The organism is Pollutimonas bauzanensis (assembly GCF_040393045.1).
Classification (GTDB): Bacteria; Pseudomonadota; Gammaproteobacteria; order Burkholderiales; family Burkholderiaceae_B; genus Pollutimonas; species Pollutimonas bauzanensis_A.
In genome coordinates, this window is the sequence record NZ_JBEBUX010000006.1 from 1 (window position 1) to 22,396 (window position 22,396).

The 22,396-nt window shown below is 55.3% G+C and carries 24 protein-coding genes; 22 read left to right on the forward strand and 2 right to left on the reverse strand.

Annotated features, from left to right (window positions below; genetic code table 11):
- The 12 genes from ABWO67_RS01715 to ABWO67_RS01770 form a co-directional block, all read left to right on the forward strand.
- A partial coding sequence (locus ABWO67_RS01715) for a 1,2-phenylacetyl-CoA epoxidase subunit PaaC (RefSeq protein WP_353146656.1) occupies positions 1-351 on the forward strand: 351 nt, incomplete at its 5' end.
- A complete protein-coding gene (paaD, locus tag ABWO67_RS01720) occupies positions 345-857 on the forward strand; it encodes a 1,2-phenylacetyl-CoA epoxidase subunit PaaD (RefSeq protein WP_353146658.1) in 513 nt (170 codons plus the stop codon). The genes ABWO67_RS01715 and paaD, both read left to right, overlap by 7 nt.
- Before the next feature lie 4 nt (positions 858-861).
- A complete protein-coding gene (gene paaE, locus ABWO67_RS01725) occupies positions 862-1,944 on the forward strand; it encodes a 1,2-phenylacetyl-CoA epoxidase subunit PaaE (protein WP_353146659.1) in 1,083 nt (360 codons plus the stop codon).
- 101 nt (positions 1,945-2,045) lie between these two features.
- Complete coding sequence (gene paaN / locus ABWO67_RS01730) at positions 2,046-3,710, forward strand: phenylacetic acid degradation protein PaaN (RefSeq protein ID WP_353146661.1); 1,665 nt, start codon at positions 2,046-2,048, stop codon at positions 3,708-3,710.
- A 34-nt stretch (positions 3,711-3,744) separates the two neighbouring features.
- Complete coding sequence (gene paaG, locus ABWO67_RS01735) at positions 3,745-4,533, forward strand: 2-(1,2-epoxy-1,2-dihydrophenyl)acetyl-CoA isomerase PaaG (RefSeq protein WP_353146663.1); 789 nt, start codon at positions 3,745-3,747, stop codon at positions 4,531-4,533.
- Entirely contained in the window at positions 4,533-5,006 is a 474-nt protein-coding gene (paaI, locus tag ABWO67_RS01740) for a hydroxyphenylacetyl-CoA thioesterase PaaI (RefSeq protein ID WP_353146665.1), read from the forward strand. Before paaG ends, paaI begins: the two co-directional genes overlap by 1 nt.
- 43 nt (positions 5,007-5,049) lie before the next feature.
- Complete coding sequence (paaK, locus tag ABWO67_RS01745; RefSeq protein ID WP_353146667.1) at positions 5,050-6,375, forward strand: phenylacetate--CoA ligase PaaK; 1,326 nt, start codon at positions 5,050-5,052, stop codon at positions 6,373-6,375.
- A 674-nt stretch (positions 6,376-7,049) separates the two neighbouring features.
- Positions 7,050-7,484, forward strand: a complete 435-nt coding sequence (acpS, locus tag ABWO67_RS01750) for a holo-ACP synthase (RefSeq protein WP_353146669.1) — start codon at positions 7,050-7,052, stop codon at positions 7,482-7,484.
- Between the two features lie 12 nt (positions 7,485-7,496).
- Positions 7,497-8,555, forward strand: a complete 1,059-nt coding sequence (nagZ, locus tag ABWO67_RS01755) for a beta-N-acetylhexosaminidase (protein WP_353146670.1) — start codon at positions 7,497-7,499, stop codon at positions 8,553-8,555.
- Complete coding sequence (gene uvrC / locus ABWO67_RS01760) at positions 8,518-10,341, forward strand: excinuclease ABC subunit UvrC (RefSeq protein ID WP_353146747.1); 1,824 nt, start codon at positions 8,518-8,520, stop codon at positions 10,339-10,341. The genes nagZ and uvrC overlap by 38 nt, the downstream gene beginning before the upstream one ends.
- Before the next feature lie 15 nt (positions 10,342-10,356).
- Complete coding sequence (gene pgsA, locus ABWO67_RS01765) at positions 10,357-10,938, forward strand: CDP-diacylglycerol--glycerol-3-phosphate 3-phosphatidyltransferase (RefSeq protein ID WP_353146672.1); 582 nt, start codon at positions 10,357-10,359, stop codon at positions 10,936-10,938.
- A gap of 72 nt (positions 10,939-11,010) precedes the next feature.
- Complete coding sequence (locus tag ABWO67_RS01770) at positions 11,011-12,315, forward strand: MFS transporter (RefSeq protein ID WP_353146674.1); 1,305 nt, start codon at positions 11,011-11,013, stop codon at positions 12,313-12,315.
- Positions 12,316-12,320: 5 nt separating this feature from the next.
- On the opposite strand, the gene queF is transcribed toward ABWO67_RS01770, so the two are convergent.
- On the reverse strand, positions 12,321-13,145 hold the full coding sequence (gene queF / locus ABWO67_RS01775) for an NADPH-dependent 7-cyano-7-deazaguanine reductase QueF (RefSeq protein WP_353146675.1): 825 nt from the start codon (positions 13,143-13,145) through the stop codon (positions 12,321-12,323).
- Between the two features lie 300 nt (positions 13,146-13,445).
- On the opposite strand from queF, the gene aceA reads away from it, so the two are divergent.
- From aceA to ABWO67_RS01825, 10 genes are all read left to right on the forward strand, one after another.
- Positions 13,446-14,771, forward strand: coding sequence for an isocitrate lyase (aceA, locus tag ABWO67_RS01780; RefSeq protein WP_353146677.1), 1,326 nt, complete (start codon positions 13,446-13,448; stop codon positions 14,769-14,771).
- Positions 14,772-14,902: 131 nt separating this feature from the next.
- Positions 14,903-15,868 (forward strand): P-type ATPase actuator domain-containing protein, encoded by a 966-nt coding sequence (locus tag ABWO67_RS01785; protein ID WP_353146679.1) that lies wholly within the window; start codon positions 14,903-14,905, stop codon positions 15,866-15,868.
- A 3-nt stretch (positions 15,869-15,871) separates the two neighbouring features.
- Positions 15,872-16,075: a cbb3-type cytochrome oxidase assembly protein CcoS gene (gene ccoS / locus ABWO67_RS01790; protein ID WP_353146680.1), complete on the forward strand. Its 204-nt coding sequence runs from the start codon at positions 15,872-15,874 to the stop codon at positions 16,073-16,075.
- Between the two features lie 158 nt (positions 16,076-16,233).
- On the forward strand, positions 16,234-17,718 hold the full coding sequence (gene ccoN, locus ABWO67_RS01795) for a cytochrome-c oxidase, cbb3-type subunit I (protein WP_353146682.1): 1,485 nt from the start codon (positions 16,234-16,236) through the stop codon (positions 17,716-17,718).
- Positions 17,719-17,729: 11 nt separating this feature from the next.
- Positions 17,730-18,389: a cytochrome-c oxidase, cbb3-type subunit II gene (gene ccoO, locus ABWO67_RS01800; protein ID WP_353146684.1), complete on the forward strand. Its 660-nt coding sequence runs from the start codon at positions 17,730-17,732 to the stop codon at positions 18,387-18,389.
- Entirely contained in the window at positions 18,389-18,565 is a 177-nt protein-coding gene (locus tag ABWO67_RS01805; RefSeq protein WP_353146686.1) for a cbb3-type cytochrome oxidase subunit 3, read from the forward strand. The genes ccoO and ABWO67_RS01805 overlap by 1 nt, the downstream gene beginning before the upstream one ends.
- Complete coding sequence (ccoP, locus tag ABWO67_RS01810; protein ID WP_353146688.1) at positions 18,558-19,457, forward strand: cytochrome-c oxidase, cbb3-type subunit III; 900 nt, start codon at positions 18,558-18,560, stop codon at positions 19,455-19,457. Before ABWO67_RS01805 ends, ccoP begins: the two co-directional genes overlap by 8 nt.
- 42 nt (positions 19,458-19,499) lie before the next feature.
- A complete protein-coding gene (gene ccoG, locus ABWO67_RS01815) occupies positions 19,500-21,002 on the forward strand; it encodes a cytochrome c oxidase accessory protein CcoG (protein WP_353146690.1) in 1,503 nt (500 codons plus the stop codon).
- 17 nt (positions 21,003-21,019) lie between these two features.
- Positions 21,020-21,259 carry a FixH family protein gene (locus ABWO67_RS01820; RefSeq protein ID WP_353146692.1) on the forward strand — a complete coding sequence of 80 codons (240 nt, stop codon included), beginning with the start codon at positions 21,020-21,022 and terminating at the stop codon, positions 21,257-21,259.
- 32 nt (positions 21,260-21,291) lie between these two features.
- Positions 21,292-21,540, forward strand: a complete 249-nt coding sequence (locus ABWO67_RS01825) for a hypothetical protein (protein ID WP_353146694.1) — start codon at positions 21,292-21,294, stop codon at positions 21,538-21,540.
- On the opposite strand, the gene fnr is transcribed toward ABWO67_RS01825, so the two are convergent.
- Positions 21,537-22,265 carry a fumarate/nitrate reduction transcriptional regulator Fnr gene (gene fnr, locus ABWO67_RS01830; protein ID WP_353146695.1) on the reverse strand — a complete coding sequence of 243 codons (729 nt, stop codon included), beginning with the start codon at positions 22,263-22,265 and terminating at the stop codon, positions 21,537-21,539. The two genes, ABWO67_RS01825 and fnr, sit on opposite strands and share 4 nt — an antisense overlap.
- Positions 22,266-22,396: the final 131 nt, after the last annotated feature.

The following is a 22,396-nucleotide window of genomic DNA, read 5'->3' on the forward strand; positions in this document are numbered from 1 at the left end:
TCATCGGATGTTCTTATACGCCTGGGCGATGGAACGGCAGAAAGCCATGCCAGAATGCAGGAAGCTGTGAACGATGCCTGGCGTTTCGTTGGCGAACTTTTCGTCGATGATGAGATCGTTCAGGCCCTGGTTGAGCGCAAGCTAGTCCCTCACCATTCAGGTTTGTGGCCGGCTTGGCTGGACCATGTGCGTCAGACGTTGCTGGAAGCGACGCTGGACGTTCCCGAGCCTGATGAAGCCAACCATTTGGCGCATCGTGGCGGCATCGCGGGACGTCATACAGAAGCATTGGGCTATCTCCTTGCCGAAATGCAGCATTTGCCGCGAACCTATCCAGGAGCCGTATGGTGAACGCGACTACCGCAACCCCCGTTATTGACGATGTCATGCAATGGCTGGCCCTGGTTCCAGATCCCGAAATTCCGGTGCTGTCGGTGGTTGACCTGGGTTTGATCCGTCATGTTGCCTGGGATGGGGATACCTGTGTGGTGACCATTACCCCGACCTATTCGGGATGCCCGGCCATGCAGGAAATTTCGGCCGATATTAAAAGTACGCTGCTTGTGCATGGCGTCGAGCAGGTACGGATTCAAACTCAGCTATCTCCGGCCTGGACGACCGACTGGATGACGCCTAAAGGGCGCGAAGCGCTCAAAGGTTACGGTATCGCGCCGCCTGGGGAGAAAGCGATCAATATCTCGGGGATTACAAGGGGGGCTTCCGATGTGGTCGTACCTTGCCCCTTGTGTGGTTCCAGCCATACGCGTTTGATCAGCCAGTTTGGTTCGACTTCCTGCAAAGCCTTGTACCGCTGCAATGATTGCGGCGAGCCCTTTGATTACTTTAAGGCGCATTAGCTGTATGAATAACTTCTATTCATTGAAAGTGGCTTCGGTTGCCAAGAATACGCGCGATGCAGTGATCGTTACGTTCGATGTGCCGGGAGATTTACATGACAAGTTTGTATTTCGCCCAGGTCAGTATCTGACTTTGCGTGCCGATGTTGATGGAGAGGATTTGCGTCGTTCGTATTCGATTTGCGCGGCGCCCAGTGACAGGCAATTACGTGTCGCTATCAAGCGTATGAACGACGGCATATTTTCAGGCTGGGCCAACCAGCACTTGCAGGCAGGTCAGCTTATCGAAGTGATGCCGCCGGACGGCAACTTCACGATCGATTTTTCCCCTGAAAATGCGAACCGTTATGTGGCTTTTGCGGTAGGCAGTGGCATTACCCCCATCTTGTCGTTGATAAAAACCGCGCTCGATACCGAGCCCAACAGCAGCTTTACCTTGTTCTTTGGCAATCGCGCTTCATCCGCCGTGTTGTTTCGCGAGGAAATCGAGGATCTGAAAAATCGCTATATGACACGGTTTTCCCTGGTGTATGTCATGAGCCGCGAGCATCAGGATATTGAGTTGTTCAACGGCCGGCTGGATGGTGAAAAGGTTGAGCAACTGCTTAATTTATGGATGGATCCGTCGCTGATTGATTACGCTTTTGTGTGTGGGCCGCAAGACATGACGGAGTCGGTCACGCAGGCGCTTATGGATAAGGGTTTGGAAAAATCCAGGATCAAATTCGAGTTATTCGGTTCTCCAAAGGGCCCGCGTGCCTTGCGCACCGGACACGAAGTCCGCAAGGCTCCGGGCAACGATATGTGCGAAGTCACCGTCATACAGGACGGAGTCACACGTACGCTGAACATAGAGAAAAACAAGGACAGCGTGCTGGACTCCGCACTGGCGCAAGGCATAGAGTTGCCTTATTCGTGCAAAGGCGGAGTGTGTTCAAGCTGTCGTTGCAAGGTCATCGAAGGCGAGGTGGATATGGACGCCAACTTTGCTCTTGAAGATTACGAGGTGGCACGCGGCTTTGTTTTATGTTGTCAAAGTTTTCCGGTAACCGATAGGCTGGTGATCGATTTTGACCAGGAAACCTGAGCCTTTTTTCGATAGCGGCTGCGCTGTCGAGAAGTGCTTGATATATAAAAATACATGGCTGTCCCGATGATCAGGAACAGCGTTTAAACGGAGTGAGCACAGTGTCTACTGATTATTTCAACGATCATCAAGAGGTTCTTCAAAAGGCTGTCTCGGCGGCAGCAACGCGCGGCTATTGGAGCCCGTTTTCAGAATCGCCCAGCCCGCGGGTCTATGGCGAAACTGCCAATGACGATGGACGTTTGGCGTTCGAGGCTTATCAGGGTAACGACTTCCCCTTGCAGCAGGAAGGCGCCGTTGGGCGAGTCGGCAGCGAGGTGTCGCCATTTGGCATCCCACTTAATGTCCGGTATCCGCAAGTTGCGGCGCCAGTGCTTATTGAACAGTCGGAGAAGGCGCTTGAGTCCTGGCGTGAAGCTGGCCCGCGCGCCTGGGTGGGCGTTGCTCTTGAAATCCTCAAGCGCTTGAATCAGCACAGTTTTGAAATCGCCTATGCGGTGCAGCACACCACGGGTCAGGGTTTCATGATGGCTTTCCAGGCCGGTGGGCCGCATGCGCAGGATCGCGGCCTGGAGGCGGTGGCGTACGCCTGGCAGGAAATGGCTCGGATTCCGGGGCTGGTTTCCTGGGAGAAGCCGCAGGGCAAGAACGATCCGATCAAAATGCAAAAGCAGTTCACGATCGTGCCGCGCGGTATCAGCCTTGTTATAGGGTGCTCTACCTTTCCTACCTGGAATGGCTATCCAGGCCTGTTTGCCAGCCTGGCAACGGGCAATACGGTGATCGTCAAGCCGCATCCCTCCGCTATCCTGCCGCTGGCCATTACGGTAAAAATCGCGCGTGAAGTGCTGGTCGATGCAGGGTATGACCCCAATGTTGTCATGTTGGCCGCGCATGACGCCAGCGACGATACGGCGCAGGCTTTGGCTTTGAATCCGGCGGTAAAGCTTATTGACTTCACTGGAAGCAGTATCAACGGTGACTGGCTTGAAAGCCACGCCCGGCAGGCCCAGGTCTATACCGAGAAGTCGGGTGTGAATCAGGTGATTATCGACTCGGTCGATGATTTTAAAAGCGTGGCGCGCAACCTGGCTTTTTCGTTCGCTTTGTATTCCGGGCAAATGTGCACGGCGCCGCAAAACGTATATGTACCGCGCGGTGGCATCAAGACTGCTGAAGGGCATATGAGCTTTGACGAGGTGGCAGCCGGCCTGGCTCAGGCAGTGGAGAAACTGACCGGCGACCCCGCCAAGGCGGTAGAAGTGACGGGGGCGATCCAGAATGCGGGAACCCTGCAGCGCATCGATGAGGCCAGAGCCCTGGGCTTGCCAGTGCTCGCCGACAGCCGCCGCCTTGCGCATCCGCAGTTCGAAGGGGCGCAGGTGCAAACGCCTTTGCTGTTGCAGGCAGACGCCGCGAATCCGGCGATATTGCGCGAATGGTTCGGCCCCATTGTGTTCGTGGTGGCTACGGATTCCACCGAGGCAAGCATCGCGCAGGCTAGCCAGACGGTTGTCGAACATGGCGCTTTGACCTTGTCGGCTTATACCACTGACCAAGCCGTCGCCAGGGAAATTCAAAAGGCTGCCGAGCACGCGGGCGTGTCATTGTCGTTGAACCTGACCGGCGCCGTATTCGTCAATCAGACCGCCGCATTCAGCGATTTCCACGGAACTGGCGCCAATCCGGCCGCGAACGCAGCGTTGTCCGACTCCGCCTATGTGGCAAACCGTTATCGCGTGGTGCAAACCCGCTGGCACGACTAGATCATAAATAACAACGAATGAAGAAGGGGACAAGATGAGTTACGAAAGTATTGAATACACGCTAGATGGCGCTGTAGCCCGCATCATGCTGAATCGTCCGGATAAGCTCAATAGCTTCACCGCTTCCATGCATGGCGAGTTGGCTGATGCATTGGGCAACGTCCAAGCCCAGGGGGCGCGTGTGTTGGTGCTGTCCGGAAAGGGGCGCGGCTTTTGCGCGGGGCAGGACTTATCGGAACAGGAAATGAGCGGCGGGGCCGATGCCGTCGATCTGGGCCAGACCATAGACAAATATTATGGACCGCTGGTGCGCAGCTTGCGCGCCTTGCCTATGCCGATTGTGGTGGGCGTCAATGGGGTTGCTGCCGGTGCGGGCGCTAATTTGGCCTTGGCCGGAGATATCGTCATTGCCAAACAGTCGGCCAGCTTCATACAGCCATTTTGTCGCCTCGGATTGCTGCCTGATACGGGCGGCACCTATGCATTGCCGCGTTTGGTCGGGCACGCGCGCGCCATGGGGCTGTCTTTGCTAGGCAACAAGCTAAGCGCGGAGCAGGCAGCGCAATGGGGGTTGATCTGGGAGTGCGTCGCCGATGAACTGTTCGAGAGCCGGCTTGATGAGTTGGCCACACATTTTGCGGCTGCGCCGACTAAAGGGTTGGCCTATACCAAACGGGCTTTGAATCAGAGCCTGGGTAACTCGCTGGACGAGCAACTTGATCTGGAGCGCGACCTGATGCGCGAACTGGGCGCTACAGCAGATTATGCGGAAGGGGTTGCAGCCTTTCTGGGCAAGCGCCAACCCGTTTTCAAGGGGCAGTAATGAACTCTTTGCCATCAGGTTCCGCTGCCGCGTCGTTTCAGTTGCCCGACGATCCGCAAGAACTGGCGGAACTGAGCGCCCGGGTCATGTATGAGGGCGACGCCGCTTCGCAGGCTATTGGTGCGCGCTTGGTGTCTGTAGCGCCGGGTCAGGCCAGCATGGCCATGACGGTAAGGGCCGATATGCTCAATGGGCATAAAACATGTCACGGCGGTTTTATTTTTGCGCTGGCAGACAGCACTTTCGCGTTCGCATGCAATTCGCGCAATATGGTTACGGTGGCTTCCGGGTGTTCGATCGATTACCTGGCGCCGGGGTTCGAGGGCGATGTACTGACGGCGCATGCCGCTGAATATTCGCTGGCAGGGCGCACAGGAGTTTACGACGTCCAAGTCACTAACCAGGATGGGAAGCGCATCGCGATCTTTCGCGGTCGTTCGTATCGGATAAAAGGCCAGGTTGTCGGCGATTGATACCGTTGATTAACTATACATAGGTACAAGGCGGGAGCGAAACATGTCTGAGTTGAAATCATCGAATGCCGGGCGCGAGCCTATAGAACACGCCAGTCAGGACGAGCTGCAAGCATTGCAGCTGGAGCGCATGAAGTGGTCTCTAAAGCACGCCTACGAAAATGTGCCACATTACAAGAAAGCGTTTGATGCTGCGGGTGTGCATCCTGACGACTTGAAGCAGTTGTCGGATATTTCCCGCTATCCGTTCACCACCAAGCAAGACTTGCGCAATAACTATCCGTTCAAGATGTTTGCGGTTCCGCGCGAGAAGGTGTTGCGTATTCACGCATCCAGCGGCACGACGGGCAAACCGACGGTAGTGGGGTCTACCGCAAAGGATATCGACACCTGGGCCGATCTGGTGGCCAGATCCATGTGGGCAGCGGGCGGGCGCCCCGGCGACATCGCTCATATTGCCTATGGCTACGGTCTCTTTACGGGCGGCCTTGGTGCGCACTACGGCGCTGAAAAGCTGGGTTGCTCGGTGGTGCCGATGTCGGGCGGCCAAACAGAAAAGCAAGTGCAATTGATTCAAGATTTCCAGCCCGATATCATCATGGTTACACCTTCCTATTTCTGCAATATCCTGGAGGAAATGCAGCATCAGGGAATGGATCCCAGAGACAGCTCGCTGCGTATTGGCATTTTTGGCGCGGAGCCATGGACTGGCCAGATGCGCGACGATATTGAACAGCGTGCTGGTATCGATGCATTGGATATTTATGGTTTGTCCGAGGTCATGGGCCCGGGTGTGGCTATGGAGTGCGTCGAGTCCAAAGACGGTCCAGTCGTATGGGAAGACCATTTTTATCCGGAAATCATTAATCCGGACACTGGCGAACCCGTTGCCGATGGCGAGCCGGGCGAGTTAGTGTTTACATCGCTGACCAGGGAAGCGATGCCTGTGATTCGCTACCGCACGCGAGACCTGACTCGTTTGCTGCCGCCAACATCGCGCAGCATGCGACGCATGGGCAAGATTACCGGTCGTAGCGACGACATGCTGATTGTGCGTGGGGTCAATTTATTTCCGACACAGGTCGAAGAGGTAGTTTTACGGATTCCGGAATTGGCGGCTCAATATCAATTGGTATTGACGCGCAGCGGCAATTTGGATGAGCTGGAGATTTTGACTGAGGTTCGCGAGGAGTACGATCATTTAGGCACTGCTGAGCGTGAGCTGTTGGCGGCGAAGCTTAGGCATGCTGTGAAGACTTATATCGGGGTTTCGGCCAGCGTTATGGTGCAGACGTCGGGGATGGTGGAGCGCACGTTGACGGGCAAGGCGCGTCGGGTTGTTGATAAGCGGCCTAAGGACCGTTCCTGATCCCATCGCATTTGTATATCTTCTGTTCTTAAGCCGCGTGCCAGGTTCTGGGAGGAGGTGTTTTGCTCCTCGTTGCCGGTTCGTCGCCCTGCGGCGCCGAACATCGCTTAGCCTCGTTCGTCTGCCCCGTTCGGGGCGCCCTTCACTTCCGGCTCGCTCGCCATCGAAAGTCGCTGCAACACCTCCTCCCAGAACCTGGCACGCTGCATCATGAAGGATTGAAACATCGCTGGGACGGGCCGCGTGCTTGGCATCTTTGCGTGAGGCTGGCGATTGACGACCGTTATTTCTACCACTGTCGCCATTGCAATCGTCCCAGCGACCTTGCCGATTAAGCTCACGCAGCCGTTGGTGCGGTGATGGAGATATGCGCGACGTTCGGGGCCAGCCAGCGGGCCGTAGGTGAAGGGCGCCCCGAACGGGGCAGACGAGCCAGGCCGCGCTGGTTCGGCGCTCAGGGCGCCGAATCGGGCCACGAGGAGCGTATATCTCCATCACCGCACCAACGGCGTGTTAAAGAAAAATCAACCAAGTCCGTACCGATGGCACGCAAAAAAGAAATGCAAAGCTGACTCAACAAGAATCGCCTCTGCGCCCCAGCGATTACCCGGGCAAGGTATCATTCCATAAGCCGTCTCATGGCGAAATGGAACAATGAATCACCGGATGAATACATGATCCCGCACGCAGGACAAGATAAAGTCGCCGGCATCGGCGTAGACATCCTGCGGGTCGAGCGCATAGAGCAGGTGTACGCCCGTCACGGCCAGAAATTCATACAACGCATTCTAGGCCCCCAGGAAATTGAAAAATTCCATCGACGCTACCTGCGAGATCCGCAACGCGGCATCCGCTTCCTCGCCTCGCGCTTTGCCGCCAAAGAAGCCTTTTCCAAAGCCATAGGCCTGGGCATGCATAGTCCGATGGCATGGTCACGCATGCAAACACTGAACCAAGCCAGCGGAAAGCCTATGGTTCAGCTCGCTGAACCGCTGGCAAGTTGGTATCACAAGCGCTTTGGCGCTGCTCATGTTTCAATTACGGATGAAAGCGATACCGTCGTGGCATTTGTCATGGTCGAAACGCTACCCCCAATACCCAAGGATTAACGGAAAAACTGTATGACAGCCCAGAACACGCGAGTAAGCCTGCCGCCTGGACCGGTGATGGTCGATGTAGAAGGCACGGTGTTGACCAGCCACGAACGCGCCCGCTTGCGCAACCCTTTGGTAGGCGGGGTCATTCTCTTCGCCCGCAATTTCGATCATCGCGAACAGTTGGCCGATCTGTGCCGTGCAATTCATGCCGAGCGCGACGAGCCGTTGCTGGTCGCTGTGGATCACGAAGGGGGGAGGGTGCAACGCTTTCGCACCGACGGTTTTACCGAGATTCCCGCCATGAGCGTATTTGGCGAGCTATGGCTGGAAGATTCATTGGCGGCCATGCGCCTGGCTTCGGAAACCGGTTATGTCCTTGGGGCAGAGCTGCGTGCTTGTGGCGTGGATTTAAGCTTTACGCCAGTACTCGACCTGGATTACGGTGTCAGCAAGGTCATAGGAAACCGTGCGTTCCACCGGGACCCGCGTGTAGTCACCATGTTGGCACGCGCCTTGATACAAGGGTTGATGCATACCGATATGGCGGCTTGCGGAAAACATTTCCCCGGCCATGGGGCTGTCGAAGCGGACTCGCATCACGAAATTCCCGTTGATCAGCGTAGTTTCGAAGAGATTATGCAGGACGATGCTGCGCCCTATGCATGGCTGGGTGATATGGTCTTGCCATCGGTGATGCCTGCCCATGTGATTTACCCCAAAGTCGATCCGCATCCTGCGGGCTTTTCTGCGCACTGGATACAAAAAGTGCTGCGCCAGGACCTGGGTTATGACGGCGTTGTATTTTCCGATGACTTGACTATGGAAGGCGCTACCGTGGCCGGCGATATTCTGGCGCGGGCACAGGCCGCTCTGGGTGCGGGTTGTGATATGGTGCTGGTATGCAACCGGCCTGACATGGCCGATGACCTGCTTGCCCGCCTGCAGGTCGAGCACAGCCCGGAATCCATACAGCGCATACGACGCCTGATGCCGCAAAAGCCGGCCCAGTCTTGGGATGCCCTGCAAGCCGATGAACGCTATCAATATGCCCGACGACTTCAATCTCAAATCGTTTCTGGCTGACCTGCCGCATCTGCCCGGTGTGTATCGGCATATCGATGCACAAGGGGAGGTGCTGTATGTAGGCAAGGCGCGCGATCTGAAAAAGCGGGTGAATTCGTATTTTCAGAAAACGCCAGACAGCCCCCGCATCGCCCATATGGTGGCGCGGGTGGTACGCCTTGAGGTCACGGTTACGCGCTCGGAAGCCGAGGCGTTGCTGCTGGAAAACAATCTGATCAAGCGGCTTAAGCCTCGTTACAACATTCTTTTCCGGGACGATAAGTCATACCCATACCTGATGCTAAGTGGCCATCAGGTTCCACGCATTGCCTACTATCGTGGCAGCACCAGCGGCAAAGGGCGCTATTTCGGCCCTTATCCCAACGCGTGGGCTGTGCGCGAAACCATTCAGATTCTGCAACGGGTGTTCCGATTACGGACTTGCGAAGACAGCGTTTACGCGAATCGTTCTCGACCTTGCCTGCTGCATCAAATTGGCCGATGTTCGGCGCCTTGCGTCAATCTGATTTCCGCCGACGATTACCAGGCCGATGTCGAACGTGCCGTGCAATTCCTTGACGGTCACGCGAAGGATGTTATGCACGACATCGAAGCGCGTATGCGCACAGCTTCCGAGGCGCTGGAATTCGAGCAGGCGGCGGTATTGCGCGATCAGATGGGGGCATTGTCCAGGGTCTTGCAGCAGCAGTCCATGGAAAAAGTCGGCAACGACGATGTCGATGTGATCGCGCTGGCATCTGCGGGAGGGCGTGTGTGCGTGAACCTGGCGATGATACGTGGGGGGCGGCATTTGGGCGACAAGCCTTTCTTTCCTTCGCATACGAATGACGATAGTCCCGGCGATGTCCTGGCTGCTTTTGTAGGCCAGCATTACATGGAAAGCAGTATGCCCGCGGTATTGGTCTGTTCGCATGTATTGTCCGATCCGGACCTTATCGGACTGCTGGCCGAGCAGACTGGCGTCAAGGCCAGGGTGCTTACCAGGCCTCAAGGCATCCGAAAGACGTGGCTGGAACAGGCCGCAAAAAATGCCGAGCTGGCGCTGGCGCGCTTGCTGACCGAATCCAGCGCGCGTGCTGCCCGTACACTGGCCCTGGCGTCGGTACTGGAGCTTGATACAGACGAAGCGGCGCTAGACGCGTTGCATATCGAATGTTTCGACATTAGTCATACGGCGGGGGAAGCGACCCAGGCTTCCTGTGTCATCTACCGACATCATGATATGCAGCCATCCCTGTATCGGCGCTACAACATTGCCGGCATTACGCCAGGCGACGATTATGCTGCCATGCGCCAGGTGCTGACCCGCCGTTTTAGCAGGGTGGCGGATAGCCAGGCGGAAATGCCTGATATCGTTCTAATCGATGGGGGCAAAGGCCAGGTCGAGATCGCCCGCCAGGTTTTTGTAGAGCTGGGCCTTGATACCCATACCATTGTGGGTGTGTCGAAAGGCGAAGGGCGCAAGGTGGGCCTGGAAACGTTGGTGTTTGTGGATGGGCGCGCATCGGTCGCATTGGGTATAGAATCCGCAGCGCTCATGCTGGTGGCTCAAATCCGCGACGAGGCTCATCGGTTCGCGATTACGGGTATGCGTGCGCAGCGCGCCAAGTCGCGTAATGTGTCGCGCCTGGAAGAAATCGAAGGGGTGGGCGCCAAGCGCCGGCAAAAATTGCTCGCGCGTTTTGGCGGGTTTTCTGGGGTCGTGGACGCCAGCATTGACGATCTGCGTTCGGTGGATGGTATTTCGGCAGATCTGGCCGAACGTATCTATCAAGCGCTCCGATAAGGTAGTATTCAACCTATGCCATTCAATTTACCTATCGCCCTGACTTGGCTGCGCATTGCCATGATCCCGCTGCTTGTGGGGCTTTTCTATATCCCGTCGGACTGGATTTCAGTTCCGGTGCGCGATATGGTGGGCGCGCTTGCCTTTATTATTGCCGCCCTGACGGACTGGTTCGATGGCTGGCTGGCCCGGCGCTGGAACCAGACATCGTCTTTTGGCGCGTTCCTGGACCCGGTTGCCGATAAGCTGATGGTGTGCGCGGCGCTGCTGATCCTTTTGGACCTGAATCGCGTAGACTCATTTATTGCCTTGGTGATTATCGGCCGCGAAATTACGATATCCGCCTTGCGCGAATGGATGGCGAAAATCGGCGCCAGCGGCAGTGTTGCCGTACACAGGCTCGGCAAATTCAAGACTGCCGCCCAGATGGTCGCCATTCCTTGCCTGCTTTACTGGCAACCACTGTACGGGGTCTCCACCCAGTTGTTGGGGCAGATTCTTATCGTAATAGCCGCTATTTTGACGGTTTGGTCAATGTGCTATTACCTGCGTCGGGCCTGGCCCGAGATCCGCGATAAGGGCAGCCGCTCGACATAGACGGGATCTGCACGCTGGCGCGCAGATTCAATATCAAAATAAGCGTATCAGTTTAGACAAGAAGGGTTTGGCATGGCTTCCGCAACGCTCGATTACACGCCCGAGCTCCCCGGCCAGAAACGCAGGGAGTGGCTGACCATCAGTCTGGTTGGCGTGGTGCACGCCAGCTCGCATTTTTTTCAGTTAGTGTTGCCGCTCCTATACCTTTCATTGGCTCACGAATACGGTTATGACTTCGTTAAGCTGGGTTTGCTGGCGTCGGCGTTCTTCCTTGTGTCTTGTTTAGGCCAGGCATCGTCGGGATTCGTGGTCGATCGTATCGGGGCTGCGCCGGTACTACGGTTTGGGCTCAGCTGTTTTATCGCTTCGGGTATCTTGATCGCTGTGTCCAATGGGTATCCAGTGCTGCTGTTGGCCGCTGTTATTGGCGGCATCGGTAATTCCGTTTTCCATCCCGTGGATTTTTCCATACTGAACCATAGGATCAGCGCCCATCGGCTTGGTCATGCGTTCAGCACTCATGGCTTGACAGGCAATCTGGGGTGGGCATTGACGCCGGTTTTCATGGCAACCATCATTTATTGGGCCAACTGGCGCGTCGCCGCTTTTTCTGCGGCGGGCCTGGTGGCTTTTGTCTTGTTGCTGACTTGGTTTGGGCGCAATCTGCTGGCTGGCGCCAATACGCCTAAGGAACAGCCTGCCGACTATCCTGCCAAAGCCGATCCAGACACAGTCGGTCAGCCTGATTTGGCTAACCAGACCGTGATGCAAACACTCAGGACTTTGCTCGCGCAGCCGGCGTTATGGGGTGCTTTTCTCTTTTTCGGATTCACCTCGATGGCCTTGTCGGCTGTCCAGAATTACACTATTCCTATGCTGGGCGGGGTGTACGGTATCGACAAGATCATGGCGGGCACGACGTTGTCGGCCTATATGGTGGCGGCGGCTTTGGGTATGCTGGTTGGCGGCTTCCTGGTAAGCGCTACACCGAACACAGAACGCACCGTGGCGATCTCCCTGGTTCTTGCCGGACTTCTGCTGGTTGTGTTGGCGTATGGCGCCGTGCCGCCATCTTTTGCCATGGGCCTGGTTGGCCTGGCGGGGTTTTGCTCCGGCGTCTCGGCACCATCGCGCGATATGCTTATTCGGCGTGTTACCCCCAAAGGGGCGACCGGCACCGTCTATGGGCTGGTTTATTCCGGTATGGATGTCGGTTCGTCGCTGGCGCCGGTCGGCTTTGGCCTGATGCTGGACGCAGGTTTTGTCCAGGGGCCGTGGTTCGGCGCCGCCACTGGTTTTGGTGTGGCAGCCATGCTGGCTTTGTGGGTCGCCCGATCTGCCAGCCACAGTGCCACGATGCGGCCGGCTAACGCCTGAATCGCTTATTGCCTTGGGGTGCGGACCTGGCTGACTTCGGCTGGACCGCTGCTGCGCCAAGGGTTGATGTCCAGGCCGCCACGGCGTGTATAGCGCGCATATACCAATAGGGATTGCGGCTGACAGGCCTCCCAGATATGGCAATATATTTGTTCTACACAGTGCTCGTGAAATTCATTATGACGGCGCATCGAGACAATATATTCAAGCAACGCAGCACGGTCGATTTGCGGCCCTGTATAGCGTATTTGTACGCTACCCCAGTCGGGCTGGCTCGTTACCGGGCAATTGGATTTCAGTAGGTCGGACATCAGGGTTTCGGTAACGACGCTGCCGTCGGGCACGCAACGCAACAGACCCGCAGACGGTGTATGTGCGGTAATTTCAACGTCGGTATCGTCAATGCAAATCCCTTCCAGTGGCTGGCATAGGAACGAGCCTTCGCTGATGCTTGTGTCCATTTCAACCATGACCGGTCCACCAGAGGCGGCAGTCAGGTCTTGGGCAATACGCGTGCGAACCTGTTCGGTGTTTTCAAAGCGTTCCTCATTGAGCGAATTCAAATAGAGCTTGAACGATTTGGATTCAATAAGCCTGGGGTTGCTGGATGAAAAGGTAAAGCGCGCCATGCCGACCACCGGTTTTCCCTTGGGATTGAGCCATGACATTTCATAGGCGTTCCAGATATCGCCGCCGAACCATTGATGAGGAATAACCAGCTTTTCCCTGTTGGTGCTGCGGTCAATAGGAAAGAGCAGGGCGGGATTGTATGCGTCGGGATAAGACACATCCTGGCCCAAAGGGGCGTTGGCAAGAATAGGATCAGACATGGCAAAAGCCGATTAAGCAGACATAAAAGAGTTTATTGTACCTTGAGTCGGTCAAGATTTCATATTATGAAAATACTGTTTTGCCATATGAAATCTCGTTGTTGCGTTGCAAGATAAACGATTTCACAGCGAAAAATATAATTTCACATCATAAAATGAAAATTGTAATTCATTGATTTGTATGTGATATATTTTTTGTCTTATATAAGACATAAGGGTTCTTTGCCCTGCAGCAAGAGCGTAGACTTTTCTCCATGGTTTCCCATTTCTTTTTGGTTTTACTTTACAAGGAATAGCATCATGAGCACACGAGAAAACGAAATTCGCAATTTGCAAAAAAACTGGGCTGAAGATACTCGCTGGCAAGGCATCAAGCGCGGTTATGGCGCCGAAGAGGTCGTCCGCTTGCGCGGTTCCGTGGTGGTCGAGCATACGCTGGCACGGCGCGGCGCTGAAAAGCTGTGGGATTTGTTGCACTCCGAGCCGTTTGTTAACTCGTTGGGTGCATTAACCGGCAACCAGGCCATGCAGCAAGTCAAGGCGGGGTTGAAAGCTATTTATCTGTCGGGTTGGCAAGTGGCAGGTGATGCCAACGGCGCTGGTGAAATGTATCCGGATCAGTCCTTGTATCCCGCCAATTCGGTACCGCAGGTAGTACGCCGCATCAATAATGCGTTGACGCGTTGCGACCAGATCCAGTGGATGGAAGGAAAAAATCCGGGCGACGAAGGCTACCTGGATTATTTTGCCCCTATCGTTGCTGATGCCGAGGCGGGTTTTGGTGGTGTGTTGAATGCGTTCGAGCTGATGAAGGCCATGATCGAAGCGGGCGCCGCAGGCGTGCACTTCGAAGATCAACTGGCATCGGTCAAGAAATGCGGTCATATGGGCGGCAAGGTGCTGGTGCCCACACGGGAAGCAGTGGCCAAGCTTGTTTCAGCCCGGTTGGCAGCCGACGTATTGAATGTCCCCACGTTATTGTTGGCGCGTACTGATGCTGACGCTGCCGATCTGGTCACCAGCGACGTCGACGAAAACGACAGGGCGTTCATTACCGGCGAGCGCACTGTGGAAGGTTTCTTCCGCACGCGTCCAGGTATTGAGCAGGGGATTTCCCGTGGGTTGGCGTATGCGCCTTATGCCGACTTGTTATGGTGCGAAACCTCGACGCCCAATCTGGAATATGCACGTCAATTCGCTGAAGCCATCCATCGCCAATTCCCCGGAAAAATGTTGGCCTATAATTGTTCGCCATCGTTCAACTGGAAAAAGAACCTGGATGATGCTACGGTAGCCAAGTTCCAGCGTGAACTCGGCGCCATGGGTTATAAATTCCAGTTCATTACCTTGGCGGGCTTCCATGCCCTGAATTACGGTATGTTCGAATTGGCGCACGGGTACGCCCGCCGGCAAATGAGCGCTTTTGTCGAGCTGCAACAGAAAGAGTTTGCTGCCGCCGATTTAGGGTTTACAGCGGTTAAACATCAGCGTGAAGTGGGTACTGGCTATTTTGATGCCGTTACGCAAGCCATCGAAGGAGGCCAATCTTCTACGACAGCCTTGACAGGGTCGACGGAAGAAGCTCAGTTCGACAGTGCGGAGAAGGAGGGGCTTAAAGTAGCCTGACCCCCCAACTAACGTAGTAGCTGCGGAGCCAGTCCGGCGGAGATTTCGCCGGACTGGCTCCGTTTTCATGAAACAAAAAAACTTGATCTATATCAATACGGACAATTCCTTACTGGTTATAGTGATATACCATGCGCGCCTTTTCGATTTTTTCTACCCCTCAGGGTCTGTCCGACGCAGCTCGCCAAAAGCGCCGTCATATGCTTGCACGTATGGGGTTGGCGTGGCTGGCCATGATGCAAGTCATGATGTTCGCTTTCCCGGGGTATCTGCGCAGCAATGACATGGCGCCCGATAACCTTGAACTGCTCGATCAGGCCATTTTCATCATGAACTGGATCAGCATGGTGCTAACCGTGCCTGTCATGCTCTATTGCGCGTCGCCGGTATGGGGCGGGGCATTTAGCCGCATGCTGCAAGGCCGGGTCAGTATGGATGTTCCGGTGGCATTGGGCATTATTGCGGCCTTTATCCCCAGCGCGTATGCAACCTGGGTCGGCCACGGGGAAGTTTATTTCGACTCAGTCACGATGTTCGTCGCGTTCTTGCTGACAGCCCGCTATCTTGAACTATGCGCCCGCCAGGCTATCGGCGCAGGCGGCGCCCACGCCATCATCGAGGAATTTCGCGTTGCGGTTTCGCAACGCGCCAATCAATTGGCATTCTGGTTTGTCGTAGTACAGCTTGGCCTGGCCTTTCTGGTCGGCGCCATCTGGTACATATACGCACCGGAACGGGCCATTGCAGTTATGGTGGCCCTCCTTGTCATGAGCTGTCCATGCGCCATGGCCATGTCCGTACCCACCGCGGTCGCGGCGGCCCACGCCAGTTTGTCAGCGCGCACCGGCGCATCCGATTTCATGGTTGTGCGGCTTTCCCAGGCAACCGGTGTCGTCGCACGGCAAAACCTATACGGTTCCGTGGCATGGCATTTCCTGATGGTGCCGCTCGCGGCCATAGGCCTGGTCGCACCTTGGGTTGCCGCAATATCCATGCTTTTGTCATCGCTGGCGGTGGCCGCGAACTCATGGCGTTTATTCAGACGCCAAGTACGCATGCCCACGTCTGCTTGGCAGGGCGCGGCTGTTCAAGGCTAGGATATGGCTTCTTCCCTTTTGCTGCTGCTGCCAATATCGCTGGCTTTCGTTATTGCTATTGGGGTGTTTTTTTGGTGGGCGATTTTTTCCGGCCAGTTCGACGATACTCAGGCGGGCGGTGATTCAATCTTGAACGACCAAGACACGCCTGCGGTAGATGGCGTCGAGCAAAAAACACCACTCATTGAACCCAGGAAGCCTGGGTAGGTCGCAGGTGGATTCAACTGTTTTTATGTTTGAAGTGTGGCGTGAAAGCATCAGCATATTTGGGCTATTTATCGTCTTGATGCAAGTCAAAGGCTATTGGTAGCCTATGCAGGATCATGCTGAAGTTACACATTATTTTTTTGTTTTAGGGGTAGCTCATGGGCACTTCCGATAGTCTCGGGAATAACGCCGAAGTCTTCAACTATGGTGTGGTTCGTCAGTTCACGATCATGACCATAGTCTGGGGCATCGTAGGCATGGGGGTCGGTGTATGGATCGCCGCGCAACTTATTTGGCCACAGCTCAATTTCGATATTGCGTGGCTAAGCTATGGCCGCCTGCGGCCTTTGCATACCAACGCAGTCATTTTTGCCTTCGGTGGTAGTGCATTGTTCGCCACGTCGTACTACGTCGTGCAACGCACCTGTCAGGTGCGCCTGTTCAGCGACAAACTTGCCGCCTTTACCTTTTGGGGCTGGCAGGCTGTTATCGTGGCTGCGGTCATTACCTTGCCCCTGGGCTACACCACCACGAAAGAGTACGCTGAGCTCGAATGGCCCATCGATATTCTGCTGGCCCTGGTGTGGGTTACCTATGCCGTCGTCTTCTTTGGCACTATCGTAAAACGGCGGGTAAAGCATATTTATGTGGCGAACTGGTTTTACGGTTCGTACATTCTTACGATTGCCGTACTGCACATATTCAACAACTTGGAACTGCCGGTTTCCTTGTGGAAATCCTACTCTGCCTATAGTGGCGTGCAAGACGCCATGGTCCAGTGGTGGTACGGCCATAATGCCGTCGGTTTTTTCCTGACCACCAGTTTCCTGGGCATGATGTATTACTTCATCCCCAAACAGGCTGAGCGTCCGATCTTTTCGTATCGCCTGTCGATCGTCCACTTCTGGGCACTGGCTTTCACTTACATGTGGGCTGGTCCGCACCACCTCCTTTACACATCGCTGCCAGACTGGACTCAGTCCCTGGGCATGGCCTTGTCTTTGATTCTGCTGGCGCCGTCATGGGGCGGCATGATCAACGGCATCATGACTATGTCGGGCGCATGGCACAAGCTGCGCACCGATCCCATCCTGAAGTTCATGGTCGTCGCGCTGTCGTTCTATGGCATGTCTACGTTTGAGGGTTCGATGATGTCTATTCGTACGGTCAATGCCTTATCGCATTACACCGACTGGACCATCGGCCATGTGCACTCCGGCGCACTGGGCTGGGTTGCCATGATTACTTTCGGCTCCCTGTACTACATGATTCCCCGCCTGTACGGACGTACAGGCATGGCCAATACCAAGCTGGTCGACCTGCATTTCTGGCTCGCCACCCTGGGTGTGGTGTTGTATATCAGCGCGATGTGGGTCGCCGGCGTCATGCAAGGCCTGATGTGGCGTGCCACAGGCGAAGACGGCATGCTGACCTATAGCTTCGTCGAATCCGTCAAGGCAACGTATCCGTTCTACGTGATTCGCATGCTCGGGGGCCTATGCTTCCTGAGTGGTGTATTTGTCATGGCATGGAATACCTGGATCACCATCAAGGGTCAGACCAAGGTCAATCCTGTCGTGCCGCTGTTTAGCCCGGATGCCCGCGATCCGGCCCTGCTCGGCCCCGCATCGGCTACTGCTTAAGGAGAACCAAAATGTCCGATCAAAAAACTGGTTTCTTTTCGCATAAAACGATGGAGAAAAACGTCGGATGGCTGATTGTTTTCAGCGTTCTGGTGATATCTTTCGCCGGCCTGGCACAAATCGTTCCGCTGTTTTTCCAGCACTCGACAACTAACGCCACGCCGGGCGTGCTCCCTTACGAGCCGCTCAACCTGGTTGGCCGCGATATCTACATCCGCGAGGGTTGCGTCAGCTGTCACTCGCAGCAGATCCGCATGCTTAGTTCCGAAGTGCAGCGCTATGGCCCATACTCGCTGGCCGGCGAGTCGCGGTATGACTATCCTTTCCTGTGGGGGTCGAAGCGAACCGGGCCTGATCTGGCTCGCGTGGGGCAACGGTATTCAGACGACTGGCACCGTGTCCACCTGCGTGATCCGCGCAGTGTCGTGAAAGAGTCGAATATGCCGGGCTATCCATGGCTGCAGCATAATTCGGTCGCCAACGATAATGTTCAGGACCGTATGCGCGTATTGCGTAAATTGGGTGTGCCTTATACCGACGAGCAAATCGCCAAGGCACCAGAGCAACTGCAAGGTAAGACTGAAGAAGATGCGCTGGTGGCGTATTTGCAGGGGCTGGGTGTAGCCGGGCGTGCTGCCGCTGCCAAGGCTGTTGCGGAAGGAGCGCTGTAATGGTTGCCATAATCAACGGCATTGCAACGGTCGCTGCGTTGCTGACTTTCCTGGGCATAGTTTGGTGGGCATTCTCGCGTGGTCGCGCCGATGCCAACCAAGAAGCATCGATGTTGCCATTTGCCGTGCCCGATGAGCGTTTGACGAGCAAGAATGAAGGGGGCTCTCATGAGTGATTTTGTCAGTAGCTTCTGGGGCTACTTTATTGGTGTGATTGCGCTAGGTGGTATTGGTTTTTGCGTATGGCTATTGTTTACGCAGCGCGCATGGCTCAAGCATGACGTCAAGGTGGTAAGCGATACCGGTCACGTATGGGATGGCGACCTTACCGAATACAACAATCCGCTTCCTCGCTGGTGGACTGTGATGTACCTGGGGCTGTGCGGTATCGCGTTGGCGGTGCTGTTTCTGTACCCGGGCGTGGGTAGCTACAAAGGTTCGCTGGGGTACACGTCAGCCAACGAGGTCAAGGCCGAGCAAATGGCGCTCAATGAGCGGGTCAAACCGATTTTCGAGCGCTACAGCCAAATGCCCATCCAGGAAGTGGCGCACGATGCCGACGCCCGTGAAATTGGGCAGCGGTTGTTCTTGAACAACTGTGCACAGTGCCATGGCTCTGATGCCAGAGGTAGCGGGGCTTTCCCCAACCTGGCAGATGGCGATTGGCTGTATGGTGGCGACCCTGAACAAATCTTGCAAACCATCACAAAGGGGCGCCATGGCATGATGCCGCCTTGGGGTTCGCAGATCAAGCCCGCTGAAGCCGCCGATATCGCCCAGTACGTTAGGTCTTTGTCTGGCTTGGCCAGCGATCCTTTGCGCGTCGTACCCGGCAAGCGCGGTTTTGATACGTTCTGTGTCGCTTGTCACGGGGCAGAAGGCAAAGGCAACACAGCGCTGGGCGCGCCCAACCTGACCGACAATATCTGGCTGCATGGTAGTTCCGAAGCGTCTATTGTCCAGACGATACTGAACGGTCGTCAAAACATTATGCCGGCACAGGAAGGCATCCTCACCGAGGACCAAATCCGCATGTTGACAGCCTGGGTATGGGGTTTGTCGAATTAGGGCGAAAAAGAAGTAGTCGCAAAGCAACATAAAGGAACATTCATGCGCAACGAACCATCTCAAAACCATGGCTCGCAATCGTCATCTGCCCAGGCACCCGCCTGGCAGCCGCCGAAGGTCTCCAGGGTGAGTGGTGGTCCGTCTCCACTGGTCGAGAAGGCGTTGTCCGATGTGCGCCGCAAAATTTACCCGCGCTCGGTGTCGGGTATTTTTGCGCGCTGGCGCATTGCCATGGTGTTTATTACGCAGTTGATTTTTTACGGCTTGCCCTGGTTGCAATGGAATGGCCGGCAGGCCGTTCTATTCGACCTGGGTGCGCGTAAATTCTATATATTCGGCATGGTCTTGTGGCCGCAAGACGTCATTTATCTAACCGTGCTGTTGGTGCTTTCCGCTTTCTCTCTGTTTTTATTCACGGCAATGGCCGGGCGCCTGTTTTGTGGTTATGCCTGTCCGCAAACGGTTTATACCGAAATTTTCATGTGGGTCGAACGTCGCATTGAAGGCGATCGCCAGGCCCGCATCCGGCTGGACGAACAGCCCTGGTCCTGGCACAAACTTCGCCTGAAAGCTTCCAAGCACATTGTCTGGATTTTGATTGCTTGGTGGACCGGTTCCACGTTCATTGGCTACTTTGCCCCCATACGCGAATTGGGCATGGGTTTGCTGACGCTTTCGCTGGGTCCATGGCAGTGGTTCTGGATGGTGTTCTATGCCTTTGCCACCTGGGGAAATGCCGGCTTCATGCGTGAGGCCGTCTGTAAATATATGTGCCCATATGCGCGTTTTCAAAGCGTAATGGTCGATAACGATACCTTCGTCGTGACATACGACCATGTAAGGGGCGAGCCTCGTGGCGGGCGGTCGCGTCGTATCGATCATAAAGAAGCGGGGATGGGCGATTGCGTTGACTGCAGCTTGTGCGTTCAGGTCTGTCCTACCGGTATCGATATCCGCGATGGCTTGCAATATATGTGTATCGGTTGTGGCGCCTGTGTCGATGCCTGTGACCAGGTCATGGAAAAGATGGATTACGATAAGGGCCTAATCCGTTATACCTCTGGTAATGCGATTACCGACCGGCTCACCCAGGCCCAGGTGCGCAAGCGCATGTTCAGGCCTCGGGTGCTGGCCTATATGGCAATCCTGTCTCTGATCGGCATAGCCTTCGTGGCATCGCTGGTCATGCGCACGACGCTGCGGATGGACGTCATACGCGACCGTGGGGTGTTGGGGCGCGAAGTGCCAGGCGGTATGATCGAAAACGTATACCGGCTGCAGTTCATCAATACCACCGAGTCGCCGATGACGCTTACACTTGGCGCTAGCGGCTTACCTGAACTGGCTGTCATGACCGCCGATCATGCTGCAACGACAATCACTGTCGATGCGGCATCGAACCGGTTGGTTCCAATCCTGGTTCGGGTGCCTGTAGAGCAGGTTAAACCGGGCTTGTACGACATCACGCTGACGGCTGTTGCGCAATCGGAAGAGGGCCAGGAATCCACTGTCGTCGAACAGTCTAGTTTCTTTGTACCAAAATAACGTTCAAAGGTATATCCATGACTCAACCTCAAGCCAGTGATAATCGAAAACAGGATTCGCACGAGAGCAAGCCTTGGTGGCGCGAGCCTTGGCCGTGGATTTTAATGGCAGGTCCGGCAGCTGCTATTATCGGCTGCGCTATTACAATCGTTCTTGCGTTGCAGAACTTCGGCGACCAGGCAATTACCGACGGTGGCGTCAAGCGCGGCCTGGTGGTAACCAAGCCGGCTGTCGTCGCGCCACCTGCAGAACGCTAACATAATTCCAATAAAATACAGGAGACAGAAGTATGAAGCGGCACGCGTTGATGTGGATCTTATGGCCCTCGTTCTTGATTGCAGGGGCGACCAGTGCAACGGTTTTTGCGTTGGTGGATCCGTTGGATATCGAGTTTTTGGGTTACATTCAGGCAGGCCGCCAGGTTGTGTATGCCGGCGGCTTCTTTCTGTTCTGGCTAATGGCGGCGCTGTCCAGCGCCTTGACCATACATATGGCCCCTCGAGGCCGAGTGGTCGACGAATTCGACGACCCTATCTAGCCGCAGTCAGTGCCGGCTAGCGTGCGCAAGGTTTGCATATCAACGATTTGTACCTGACGCTGCTGAATATGCAGCACGCCTTCGCGCGCGAAGCGGGAAAAGAGTCTACTTACCGTTTCAAGCGTCAGGCCCAGATAGTTGCCGATTTCTTCGCGGCTCATGCGCAGGACGAACTCGCTGGATGAATAGCCCAGCATAGTCAGGCGCTGCGAAAGATTGATCAGGAACGCCGCCAGGCGTTGTTCCGAGCGCAGCGACCCCAGCGACATGACTAATTGGTGTGATCGGTTTATTTCTTTGCTCATCAGGCGACGCAATTGCTGATGCAACACAGGAATATGCTGGGACAGCATATCCAGGTCGTCAATGCGAATTACGCAGACCTCGCTGTCTTCCAGCGCGACGGCATGCGAAACCTGGACGTTTTCCAGCAAGCCGTCCATGCCGATAATTTCACCCGGCAACAAGAAGCCGGTAATTTGCACTTGGCCGCTGGCGTCTTCCAGTTGCGTTTTCAGCGACCCAGATCGAATGCCGTAGATGGCTTCGGATTTGTCGCCGAGATGAAAGAGCGCCGAGCCCTTGGGAACACGAATACGCTCTTTGATAAGTTCGTCTAATTTTGTTACATCGTGCCGAGCCATGCCCAATGGCAAGCATATCTCGCTGAGCATGCAGGTTGAACATCGGGTGGAATCAGGAGAAACGAGGATTTTTTTTTGCATACAATAGCGAGGGCACGCGAATAAGCTGTTGGCACAGCGCTGTAGGGCGATTTACCGCAATAGCGATTTGCTTGGCTGGAATAATAGCAAAAGCAGCTGTTGATTCGTATCAAGTATAAATGATGGCTTGA